This window comes from Bacteroides eggerthii (genome assembly GCF_025146565.1).
Lineage (GTDB): Bacteria > Bacteroidota > Bacteroidia > Bacteroidales > Bacteroidaceae > Bacteroides > Bacteroides eggerthii.
Genome location: NZ_CP102258.1, coordinates 3,658,569 through 3,670,761, shown reverse-complemented (window position 1 = coordinate 3,670,761; position 12,193 = coordinate 3,658,569). Strand labels below are relative to the sequence as shown.

Sequence of the window (12,193 nt, the reverse complement as noted above, 5' to 3'; positions counted from 1 at the left end):
TCATGCGGCGTTTTCTTCCAAGCTCATCGGTCGGGGATCGGCCAGCGCCAAGGGGGTGCACCAGCACTCCCGACGAGCGTAAAGTTACAACAATTTAAATCTGTCTCCAAACTTTATCGCTAATTGTTGTGCGATGGCCGCCCAGTTGGCTATGGGCATGGTCCATTTCTTGCGTATGTTGCGGTAAGCGAGATAAACCAACTTTTCAAGGGCGGTGTCGTTAGGGAACACGCCCTTGTTTTTTGTCACTTTCCGCACTTGGCGGTGATAGCCCTCGACTGTATTCGTGGTATAAATCATACGTCGTATATCCGACGTAAACTGGAAGTATTCAGTAAGCCTTTCCCAGTTATCCTGCCAAGACTTGATAACGATAGGGTATTTCTCACCCCATTTTTCTTCCAGATTAAAAAGTCCTGTCTCAGCGGATTCCTTATTTACCGCACCATAGACATGTTTCAGATCCCTCATGAACTCTTTTTGGTGCTTGCTGCCGACATACTTGATGGAGTTACGTATCTGATGGACAATACAGAGCTGGACAATAGTATCAGGAAACACACTTTGGATAGCGTCTGGGAAGCCTTTCAATCCGTCAACACAAGCTATGAGTATGTCACAGACACCACGGGTCTGCAAGTCTGTCAATACATTCAGCCAGAAGTTCGCGCCCTCATTCTTAGAGATATACATCCCTAACAGATCCTTATGTCCCTCGCTGTCCAGAGCCAGTACATTGTAAATCGCACGGGTTACGGCACAGCCTCTCTCGTCCATTACCTTATAATGGATGGCATCCATCCAGACTATCGGATAAACGCTGTCCAGGCTACGGGAACGCCATGCCTTTATTTCCGGAAGTACACGATCGGTGATGGCGCTAATTGTCTCAGCAGACACACGATTACCCAAGTTCTCCTCCATCCAGTCACTTATCTCACGTGTGCTGTTTCCCAAAGCATAAAGTCCGATGATACGGTCTGCAACACCTTCTGCAAGAATGGTTTCACGCTTTTTTATGAACTGGGGTTCAAAGGTGGAGTTACGGTCACGAGGGGTAGATACGGTGACTTCTCCCATCGAAGTCTGTACTTGTTTTTGCATCTTGCCATTACGACGGTTGCCACTCATGCGTTCATCCTCAGAAAGATGAGCGTCCATCTCACCTTCAAGGGCAGCATTTAATATACTCTCCAACAACGGAGCAAAAGCACCGTCCTTACCTAACAAGGGTTTACCAGACTTCAACTGTTCAAGAGCCTTGTTCTTGATACTTTCAAAATCAAATTCTTCACTCATAAAATAAACTGTGTTAGCAAAGTTAATATTTTATTCTTTTCCTTAGCTGACACAGTTCAAATTACGGACTCAGTTTGTGACAGTAATGCGGGATTTCTCAAATGAAAAAGTTAAAATATAACTCCTGTTTCTTCTGAAATTTTATTCTCCTATATAAATCAGAGTTGAGATTTCGGAGGATAGATAAACGGACGAATGGTAGATATCCTTAATCTGTCACTTCCCTGATGGCTGCATGTACTCTTTTTGCATGGCAACCACTTCCTCAAAACGCTTTTGCGTGGGAGTTCCCGTTATGCGTTCTTTTTTAGGAAATGAACGGTCGAACTCTTCTGCCTCTACAATATTTATGTTGTAAATCTCATCCTCGTAATATTGTCCCGTCACACCAGCTAAGGCATCCGGCCATAAAGGGCACACATGGAGAGCTGCAATATATTTGTTTTCGGAGGTACGGATATTGAATTGCTCTGCTGCCACAAATCCTGCTTTTGAATAATAATCGGGATCCCCGCACAACAGAATGGCACGATACCCCATTTCTGCTGCTACGCTGCGTGTATGTGCTATCAGTGCTTTACCGACGCCCATACGCTGATATTTAGGAAGAACGGCTATGGGCCCCATGCTTAATACCTCGTATTTATTCCCATTGTCGGCGGCAATAAAAGACTTTAGGCACACAACGCTCCCTATAATCTTATTTTCCCAGACGGCCACAAAGTCAAGTTCTTTAACGAAGTTGGGAGAGTTCCGCATGATATGCAACAAGTAGTGTTCGTAACATCCGGGAGCATAATAATTCCAGAAAGCCTCTCTCATTATTTCCTCCGTTTTACGGTAATCTTCCGGTTGTTCAAGTCGTAATTCAATGTTCATAAGTTGCGGTATTTAAATGCATACTTTGCAAATGTATAAAAAATAATCATTTCCGTATGATGAGACTATACAGATAGTCTAAAATAATAGTGATAGGCTTGCTTAAGACAGAAGAATATACAATAATTTGTATTGTAGAGGTTGGAAAGAATAGGTAATCTCATTATCAGGTACTTATGACTCTCATGTGTAGAGATACCCTATCTTTTTCTTATCCTTAATTTTATATTCATTTTTCCCTTGTAGAGAATGCTGTTTTGTAATGTGTTGTTTATTAGTTAATTATATGTTTTGGCTGTAGATGCCATTTTCTTGCTTTCCCTTGTTTCTCACCCTAACTTTGCAACATCGAATTTGAGAAAAGCGAATGGCTGATTTGTTGAGGCCTCACAATGAAACTTCCGCTTTTCCAGGTGAGACAAGAGAATTTAGATATACATTATTAATCATTTAAAACATTATTATTATGGCATTTTACAAGAAATTTCAATCGAAACTGAATGATTTGTGGTATCCGAGAGCAATAACTACCGGCATTCCTATTACCACTGACAGAATTGCGGACAAGCTCTCTTTGCAGTCTACCGTTACCCGGGGAGATACGTATGCTGTGCTTAAAAACCTGGGAGGTGTAATAGCTGATTATATGGCTTCCGGTAGTACGGTGAAAATTGATGGCATCGGTACTTTTTATTACACAGTCGCTACCAATAAGAATGGGGTTGCTACGCCTGAAGAGGTGACCTCCGGACAAATTAACGGTGTACGTGTACGCTTTATTCCTGAGGTGAAACGCAGTAGTGGGAAGCAAATTACTACACGTTCCATGGTGGATGCGGATGTTGTTTGGATGGACATAGAGAAACTTGCCAATGGCGGCACTTCCGGTGGCGGCTCCTCTAATCCGGGCGGTAGCGGTTCGGAAGGCGGTGAGGAGCAAGATCCGCTGGGATAATTGTCTTTCGTTTTCGTAAACGGCAGATGCTGGCGTCACAGTGTTGACAAAAAAGTTCCCGTACTCTCTCCTGAGGGTATGGGAACTTTTCATTTTAGCATATTTTATCATTGTAATATTCTGTATTCTCGCTAATTATCGCTAATTTCGGACGATTTTTTGCAAATCTGATAGAATAACTAATAATTTATAATATGGAAAACTTGAATACAGCACTTCTACTAATGGTGGTAGGCATGGCAACTGTCTTTGCTATCCTGCTGATTGTTATCTACTTAGGAAAAGGACTTATAGCCCTCGTGAATAAATATGCACCCGAAGAGGTCTCTTCTGCCAAACCGGCGGCAAGTGGTCCTGCTGCTATTCCCGCTAATGTTATGGCAGCTATCAGCGCGGCAGTTACGGTAGTGACGCAAGGTAAGGGTAAAGTTGCCAAAGTAGAGAAAATCTGAAATAACTAATCTTATATAAACACACACAGGAATAATTTAGTATGAAAAAAGAAATTAAGTTCAGTTTGGTGTTCAGGGATATGTGGCAAAGTGCCGGAAAATATGTTCCTCGTGTAGACCAACTGGTGAAGGTAGCGCCCGCCATTATTGAAATGGGTTGTTTTGCTCGCGTAGAAACAAATGGCGGCGGTTTTGAACAGGTTAATCTTTTGTTTGGTGAAAACCCCAATAAGGCTGTGCGGGAGTGGACGAAGCCTTTCCATGAAGCCGGTATTCAGACACACATGCTGGACCGCGCGCTGAACGGTCTGCGCATGAGCCCTGTGCCTGCCGATGTACGCAAGTTGTTTTATAAAGTGAAGAAAGCGCAGGGTACGGACATTACGCGCACTTTCTGCGGGCTGAATGACATACGCAACATTGCTCCCTCTATCACTTATGCGCACGAGGCGGGAATGATTTCACAGTGCTCTCTTTGTATCACTCATTCGCCTATCCATACCGTAGAGTATTATACGGATATGGCATTGAAACTTATCGAACTCGGTGCGGATGAAATCTGCATAAAAGATATGGCCGGTATCGGCCGTCCGGTATCTTTGGGCAAGATTGTGGCTAATATCAAGGCTGCCCATCCGGAAATTCCCGTTCAGTATCACAGTCATGCGGGACCCGGCTTCAATATGGCAAGCATTCTTGAAGTTTGCGAGGCGGGTTGCGATTATATCGACGTAGGTATGGAACCGCTTTCATGGGGAACGGGACATGCCGACTTGCTCAGCGTACAGGCTATGCTGAAAGATGCAGGTTTCAAAGTGCCCGAAATCAATATGGAAGCATACATGAAGGTGCGCGCCCTCATTCAGGAGTTTATGGATGATTTCCTCGGTCTGTACATCAGTCCGAAGAACCGTCTGATGAACTCGTTGCTGATTGGTCCGGGACTGCCGGGCGGTATGATGGGCAGCTTAATGGCGGACTTGGAATCCAATCTGGAATCTATCAATAAGTACAAGGCAAAACGTAACCTGCCGTTTATGAAGCAGGATGAACTGCTCATCAAACTCTTCAATGAAGTGGCCTACGTATGGCCGCGTGTGGGCTATCCACCGTTGGTGACTCCGTTCAGCCAGTATGTGAAGAACCTTTCCATGATGAACGTAATGGCTATGGAGAAGGGCAAAGAACGTTGGGGTATGATTGCCGATGATATTTGGGATATGCTGTTGGGCAAGGCCGGTAAACTGCCGGGTGAGCTTGCACCTGAAATTGTGGAAAAAGCTGAACGTGAAGGACGTAAATTCTTCAACGGCAACCCGCAGGACAACTATCCCGATGCCCTTGACAAGTATCGCAAGCTGATGAAAGAGAACAAATGGGAACTTGGGGAAGACGATGAGGAACTCTTTGAATATGCCATGCACCCGGCACAGTACGAGGCCTACAAGAGCGGCAAGGCAAAAGAAGACTTCCTGGCTGATGTGGAGAAGCGCCGCGCCGAACGTGACAAATCGCCCTTGGACGATGCCAAACCCAAGACGCTCACCGTACAGGTGGACGGACAGGCTTATCGCGTGACGGTGGCTTACGGTGACATCGACCTGCCGGCTTCCGCTACCGAGAAAGTGACTGCCCCCGTAGGCGAAGGACAAGAGATAACAGCTCCGCTTGAAGGCAAATTCTTCCTGACTAAAAATGCACAGGAAACTCCTCTCAAAGTAGGGGATAAAGTGAAAGAAGGCGACTTGCTTTGCTACATTGAGGCCATGAAGACTTATAATGCCATCCGGGCCGAATTTAGCGGGACAGTGACTGCTATCTGCGTCAATCCGGGTGATTCTGTTTCTGAAGATGATGTATTAATGAAGATTGGATAATGGAAGATATATTTGCAAAACTTTATGATATGACGGCGTTCAGCAATATCATTGCCGACCCGTCGTTCCTTGTAATGTATGCCATTGCCTTCATCTTGCTGTATCTGGGCATCAAGAAGCACTACGAACCGCTGTTGCTGGTTCCCATTGCTTTCGGTGTGCTCATTGCCAACTTCCCGGGCGGTGATATGGGAGTGATTCAGGCGGATGAAAACGGTATGGTAATGGTGAACGGAGTGCTGAAGAACATCTGGGAGATGCCGTTGCATGAGATTGCACACGACCTCGGACTGATGAACTTCATCTACTATATGCTGATAAAGACCGGATTTCTGCCGCCTGTCATCTTTATGGGTGTGGGTGCGCTGACGGACTTCGGGCCGATGCTTCGCAATCTGCGTCTTTCCATATTCGGTGCTGCTGCGCAGCTTGGTATCTTTACGGTGTTGCTGTGTGCCGTAATGATGGGCTTCACACCGCAGGAAGCAGGTGCATTGGGCATTATCGGCGGTGCGGACGGTCCTACAGCTATCTTTACCACCATTAAGCTCGCCCCGCATCTGCTGGGCCCTATCGCCATTGCGGCTTATTCGTATATGGCATTGGTTCCCGTCATCATTCCGATGGTTGTGAAGCTGTTCTGCACAAAGAAGGAGTTGATGATTAACATGAAGGAACAGGAAAAGCTCTATCCTTCAAAGACTGAGATAAAGAACCTGCGTGTATTGAAAATCATCTTCCCGATTGCTGTCACTACCATTGTTGCCCTTTTCGTGCCGACGGCAGTGCCTCTGATCGGTATGCTGATGTTCGGTAACCTGATTAAGGAAATAGGTTCCGATACCAGCCGTTTGTTCGATGCGGCGGCCAACAGCATTATGAATGCGGCAACCATCTTCCTCGGACTGAGTGTGGGTGCTACCATGACGAGCGAGGCGTTCCTCAACTGGACTACTATCGGCATCGTCATCGGCGGTTTCCTTGCATTCGCTTTGTCCATTACGGGTGGTATCTTCTTCGTGAAGCTGTTTAACTTGTTCTCCAAGAAGAAGATTAATCCGCTGATCGGTGCAACGGGATTGAGTGCTGTGCCTATGGCGAGCCGGGTATGTAATGAAATTGCAACCAAGTATGATCCCAAAAACCATGTGCTGAACTATTGTATGTCCAGCAATATTTCCGGTGTCATCGGATCTGCGGTGGCAGCGGGCGTGCTGATTTCGTTCCTCGGATAGGAGATTTACGACATAAAAAAAATGTGCCGGAATAAGGTTGAAAAATGAATCCTTATTCCGGCACGTTCTTTTTTTATGTTTGTCTGCTTTTATTCGCTGATGACTTTTCTGTATTCCGCCATTGCCATTTTTGCGGCAAGGTATGCGTTGATAAGGTTGGTTTGCGCCTGTGTCCATGATAGTTGTGCGGAAAGCACATCGACCATGCTTGCTTTGCCTTCATTGTATGAGAAGGTAACCAAGTCGAGGTTTTCTTCGGCAAGCGCCGTATTCTCTCGGGCCGTCCGTACCTGTTGTTCCGTTTCTGCCAGTTTGGTGGCGGCGGCGGACAGCTCTTCCAGGATATTATCGGCTATATAGCTTTGCTGTAATTTCTGGATGCCGATATATGCCTTTTGCTGACGATTGGTTTTGAAGCGTGCACCCCACCGGAAAATGGGAATGTTGAGATTGAGACCGGCAATGGGTGTATGGGGCACATCTTGTCCCATATAGGTGATACCGGTGTCCCACCCGGTGGCCAGAAACATGCTGAGTTGAGGATTGTACCGGCTGAGGGCGGCTTTGCGCTGCGCTTCGCTCTTGGCAATGCTGACGTTGGTGCCGGCATAGTCGGCGCGGCGTCCTAAAACTTCATCGAGACTCAATAAATTGACGGGTTGGGAGAGGGTGCCGATTTCACAAAGGCTGTCTACCGGGGCATCCGGTTTTGCTCCCATCAGAATATTCAGTTGTTGTAAGGCAAGGGTGTGATTCTGGCGAGCCTTGATATACTGTAATTCCGCTTCTTTCTTGCGGGTGGAAATCATCAGCAGGTCCGTACGGCTGATGGCGCCGTCGTTAAACCTGTCCAAGATGATGTTGTACTGTTGATTGATGATTTCTTCAAAACGGGCTGCGGCTTCGAGTGTGGCCAATGCGGCCGAGGCGTTCCAATAGACGGCATCACTCTGATAATGTATTTGGTCGAGCGTCAGTTCTACGGCCAGCCTGTCCAGCTCTTCGTCGGCTTTGGCAATCTTCTTTTGGGCAATGAGTGAACCGCCTGTATAAAGAGGCTGCCCCAGTGTTGCCAATGCCTGATAGGTGTAGGGGCGGTACTGTCCTGCGGGGCTGTTCCAGTCGTCCAGGCGATTTAGGTTGGCGGTTCCTTCGGCTGTGATGTCTATCTTCGGGAGAAAGCCTGTCTGCGCTATTTTCCGCGCTTCGGTGCTTGCCGCTGCTTTCAGGCGTTGCTGTTTCAACAGTTGGCTGTATGCCTCCACTTTGTTCCGATAGGCCTCGCGGCTGAGATATGCTTCCTGTGCCACGCTGCTTATGCCGAAGCCCATTAATGATAGTATAAATATAATCTTTCTCATCATTCAAATTGTAAATCGTAAATAGTCAAATTGCAAATTCCCTTATCCTTTTATCTTGTGTATTGCACAATAGGCCACCGGCAATACGAACAGGGTGAGTATCGAAGCTACAAGCAGACCGCCCATGATAGTGGCGGCCATACCGCCGAACATGGCATCGAACAGCAATGGCAGCATGCCCAGAATGGTTGTTCCCGATGCCATGGCTACGGGGACAATGCGGGTGGTCGTTGCACTGATAACCGCTTCGCGCGGCGTTTTCCCCATGGCTGTCTCCGCATCAATTTGATCTACGAGGACAATGGCGTTTTTGATGTTCATCCCAATCAGCCCCAGTAATCCCAAGATAGCGAAGAAGTCGAATGTCTTGCCCAATAGCAACAGCCCCAGTACGATGCCGATAAAGATGAGAGGGAGCATCAGCAGGATGACGATAGGTTTGCGATAGCTCTTGAACAGGAACAGCAGGGTAACGAACATAAGGAAGAACGTCAGCGGCATATTGGCTGCCAATGCCGCATTGGATTCTGCTTGGCTTTCCTGCTCGCCGAAGTACTTCATGGTGTATCCTTCGGGTACATCTATCTCCTTTTGCACCTGTTTCCACACGCGGTTAAAGGCGGCAATGGAATTTACGCCCCGACGGGGATCGGCTTGCGCCATCATAACCATTTGCCGGTTGTAGTCCTTTACGTTGGAGAATTTATACTGATAGTCGAAATCGCTGACTACCTGCTCCAGCGTTGTCGTTTCACGCGTAGTCCCGAACACCGGCAACGTGCGGAGGTCGTTGATGCGGAATGAGTCGATTGCATTATCTTTCAGTAGGATAGGAAGCACCTGATCGCCTTGGCGGTATTCCCCTAAGGTCATTCCGCTGGTTCCTATTTGTATGCTTTGCGCCATGCTCTGGCGGGATACGCCTAACGGTTGCGCACGCTCTTGGCTGTATATCGGTTTCCATATGGGAACTTTGTTGCCCCAGGAGTTACGTACATTGATAAGATCGTTGTCACGGTGCATTATTTCCAGAACCTTGTTGGTCAGCGCTACCAAAGTGTCTGTGTTATTGCCGATAAAACCTATTTCGATAGCGGCGTCTACGGCAGGCGAGAGTTTGAACAGCGTGGTGCGGGTAATGGCATTGGGGTAGTTCTCTTTCATATAGCTGTCCAGATGCTCTTCATATTCTTTGGTGTACTTGCTGTCTGTCACCTCCACCAGCAGATTGGCAAAGTTGGGTTTGGGCCCAACGGAAGTAGATGCCAGATAGTAGCGCAACGGGGTGCTGCCGAAGGTAACTGACACCCGTTTCACTTCCGGCTGTTCCAGCAGGTGGGCCTCCACTTTCTTCATCTCTTTCTCTACGTCGCGGATGCTGTATCCGTCGGGGTAGAACACATCGGCGCGGAAGTAGGGTTTGTCCAGCGAAGGAAAGAAGTTTTGCGGCATCAGTCCCATTACAACGAGAGAGAGGACGAACAGGACGACCATGCTTCCCAATGTCAACGCTTTCCTGCGTATCAGTATGCTGAGGATAGATGCAAACTTATGGTAGAAGGGCTTGTCGTACGGATCTTTACCGTTGTTGTCTGCTTGGGCTTTCAGTATGAAATTGCCGAATGTCGTGGTTTGCGTCAATGCCAGTACCCAGCTTAATCCCAGTGAGATAGCCAATACAATGAATAACGGTTTTACGATTTCGGCTACGGAAGACGGTGCAAGATAAAGCGGAAGGAAAGAACAGATGGCTATGAAAGTTGCTCCCAGCAATCCCCACTGCGGCCCGGTGGCACCGTCTATCAGTGCTTTTCGCCTGTTCACACCGCGTGCTATGGCGATTTGTGCATTGTCTGTCACCACAATGGCGTTGTCCACCAGCATGCCCATAGCTATGATGAAACCTGCAAGGGAAGTGCGGTTCAGTCCTACGCCCAAAAACGACATGATGAGCAGTGTGCCGCCAATGGAAAATATCAGTGAAGACCCGATTAATACGCCGGCGCGCAGACCCATTACCAGCATAATGATGACGATTACGATCAGGATAGACTCTATCAGGTTGATGATGAAACCGTTGTTGGCTTCTTTGGCAATGACGTTTTCAGGATAGAGGCTTTCCAGCTCCAGTCCTACGGGGATAAGAGGCAGCAGCTCGGCGAGCCTTTTATCTACCAGTTCGCCGGTTTTCACCACATCCTTTTGGGGATCGGTGGAGATACCGATGCCGATAGCGCGCTTCCCGTTTACGTGCATGATAGTGCCGGGAGGATCCATATAACCTTTTTCTACAATCGCTATATCGCCCAGCTTGACTTGGCCGCCGGGAGTAGTGATTATCTGGCTGCGGATGTCGTTGACGGTGGTATAAGTGCCGTTGGCAACAACGCGTAGCTGCTGTTCGCCTGCACTGATTTCACCGGTATTGATAATCTGGTTTTGCGATTGCAGCAGGCTTGCCAGTTGTTTGGGGTCGATGCCCATTCCAGCCAGTTTGTTTACGGAGATAAAGATATTGATTACTTCCGTCTGTGTGCCGAAAAGGGCTACTTTCATAACACCGTCGGCAGTGATGACTTGGGTTTTGATACGTTCTGCCCAGTTGCGCATCTCTTCGTAAGAGAAACCATCGTCGCCAACCAGACCGTAATAAATCCCGAATACATCGCCGAAGTCGTCCGATACTGTCGGTGCGGAAGCTCCTGCCGGAAGTTGGGGCTGTATGTTGAGAACCTTACGGCGCAGCTCATCCCATTTTTGCGGGATAGATGCAGCGGAGAGCGATGGTTGCAGCTCAAACGTGATTTTGGAAAGCCCGTACATGGATTCGGACTTTATTTTGTACACCCCACTCATGCTTTGTATCTCGCGGGAGATGGGCTCGGTAATGAGCCGTTCCACTTCAGCCGGTTCGGCTCCGGGATAACGTGTCATGATGACCGCCGTCTTAATGACGAAGGGCGCATCTTCTTTCTTTCCCAAACGGCCGAATGAGAATACACCGCCGATGAGCAACACTGCGAGAAAGAAGTAAACAATCTTGGTGTTGTCTAATGAATATTTAGCTAAGTTCATATCTCTGTCATTTTACCTCTTTTATTCTCTGTCCTTCCACCAATTGGTACACTCCGGCTGTGACAACGGTTTCACCTGGTTTCAGACCTTTGGATATGAGAAGATTAGCCTCTCCGGTAGGTGAATATACGGTTACTTCGCGACGGTTCACCTTGTTGTCTTTCACTATCCATACATAGGTGTTCTTGTTTTCGCTGTCACCGAATACGGCGCTTAGCGGCACATTCATCAGTTTTTCTTCTATGAAAGGAGCAATATCCGATGCCAGGCGGATGTTACAGGTGAATCCCGGCTTCACATCATATATGGTGCGGTCAAAAGCGGCATCGTCGATGATGATTGTTACCGGAATACCTGTACCGTCGGTTGATATGTCAAGATACTCTTCCAGTCTGGCATTGAATACCGTACCCTTGTAAGTGTCGAATTCTACTTTGAATGTAGCGTCTTTGGCACGAAGCAGGTAAAGGTAATCGTCGGGTACGGTAAATTTGATACGCAGTTTCCGAGTATTGACCAGCCGTACGATCCCCTCTCCCGAATTGACGCGCTGATAGTTCTCTACCAGACGTGTTTCGATAGAACCGTCGAAAGGAGCCAGCAGTTTCGTATCCCGCATATTGTTGGTGGATAGCTCGTAAGCGGATTTTGCTTTCTGATAATTGGCTACACTGATTTCATATTCTTGCAGGGAGATGGCCTGACGTCCCAGTAACCGTTTGTTGCGCTCAACCTGCGCGGCGGCAGTTTCATAGGCAGCCTTGTCGGCGGCATATTGCAAGGAAATGTCACGCGGGTCGATAGCGGCAATGAGCTGCCCTTTCTTGACCCTTTGTCCTTCCACAACCGGAAGGTTGATGATCTGTCCACTGACCCTAAAAGCCAGCTTCACATATTCCACTGCTTCCACCATGCCGGAGAAGTCTTTAAGGATCACTGACTGTGAACTGACGGTAGCGGTTTTCACAGGTCGCACGAGGGCAGTATCTTCCCCCTTTTTTTGCCCGCAGGACGTGATGAGAAACGTCATCGCCAGGGCGAACAGGTACATTTTTTTCAT

The 12,193-nt window shown here is 47.7% G+C and carries 9 protein-coding genes; 4 read left to right on the top strand and 5 right to left on the bottom strand.

Annotation, left to right across the window (positions count from 1 at the left end; translation table 11 throughout):
• Positions 1-84 precede the first annotated feature (84 nt).
• Both NQ546_RS15125 and NQ546_RS15120 read right to left on the bottom strand, forming a co-directional pair.
• Positions 85-1,299, bottom strand: coding sequence for an IS256 family transposase (locus tag NQ546_RS15125; RefSeq protein WP_004292403.1), 1,215 nt, complete (start codon positions 1,297-1,299; stop codon positions 85-87).
• A gap of 216 nt (positions 1,300-1,515) precedes the next feature.
• Positions 1,516-2,178, bottom strand: a complete 663-nt coding sequence (locus NQ546_RS15120) for a GNAT family N-acetyltransferase (RefSeq protein ID WP_004290195.1) — start codon at positions 2,176-2,178, stop codon at positions 1,516-1,518.
• Positions 2,179-2,644: 466 nt separating this feature from the next.
• On the opposite strand from NQ546_RS15120, the gene NQ546_RS15115 reads away from it, so the two are divergent.
• The 4 genes from NQ546_RS15115 to NQ546_RS15100 all read left to right on the top strand — a co-directional run bounded on the left by NQ546_RS15115 (position 2,645) and on the right by NQ546_RS15100 (position 6,697).
• The gene (locus NQ546_RS15115; protein ID WP_004290197.1) at positions 2,645-3,133 is read left to right on the top strand and encodes an HU family DNA-binding protein; all 489 of its coding nucleotides are present in this window, start codon (positions 2,645-2,647) and stop codon (positions 3,131-3,133) included.
• A gap of 194 nt (positions 3,134-3,327) precedes the next feature.
• Complete coding sequence (locus tag NQ546_RS15110; RefSeq protein WP_004290198.1) at positions 3,328-3,585, top strand: OadG family protein; 258 nt, start codon at positions 3,328-3,330, stop codon at positions 3,583-3,585.
• Positions 3,586-3,626: 41 nt separating this feature from the next.
• The gene (locus tag NQ546_RS15105; RefSeq protein WP_004290199.1) at positions 3,627-5,462 is read left to right on the top strand and encodes a biotin/lipoyl-containing protein; all 1,836 of its coding nucleotides are present in this window, start codon (positions 3,627-3,629) and stop codon (positions 5,460-5,462) included.
• Positions 5,462-6,697: a sodium ion-translocating decarboxylase subunit beta gene (locus NQ546_RS15100; protein WP_004290200.1), complete on the top strand. Its 1,236-nt coding sequence runs from the start codon at positions 5,462-5,464 to the stop codon at positions 6,695-6,697. Before NQ546_RS15105 ends, NQ546_RS15100 begins: the two co-directional genes overlap by 1 nt.
• A gap of 89 nt (positions 6,698-6,786) precedes the next feature.
• Here NQ546_RS15100 and NQ546_RS15095 read toward each other — a convergent pair whose 3' ends face one another.
• The 3 genes from NQ546_RS15095 to NQ546_RS15085 are packed head-to-tail and all read right to left on the bottom strand — an operon-like array spanning position 6,787 to position 12,193.
• Positions 6,787-8,061: a TolC family protein gene (locus tag NQ546_RS15095; protein WP_004290201.1), complete on the bottom strand. Its 1,275-nt coding sequence runs from the start codon at positions 8,059-8,061 to the stop codon at positions 6,787-6,789.
• A gap of 39 nt (positions 8,062-8,100) precedes the next feature.
• Positions 8,101-11,133 (bottom strand): efflux RND transporter permease subunit, encoded by a 3,033-nt coding sequence (locus NQ546_RS15090; RefSeq protein ID WP_004290202.1) that lies wholly within the window; start codon positions 11,131-11,133, stop codon positions 8,101-8,103.
• Positions 11,134-11,140: 7 nt separating this feature from the next.
• The gene (locus NQ546_RS15085) at positions 11,141-12,193 is read right to left on the bottom strand and encodes an efflux RND transporter periplasmic adaptor subunit (RefSeq protein WP_004290203.1); all 1,053 of its coding nucleotides are present in this window, start codon (positions 12,191-12,193) and stop codon (positions 11,141-11,143) included.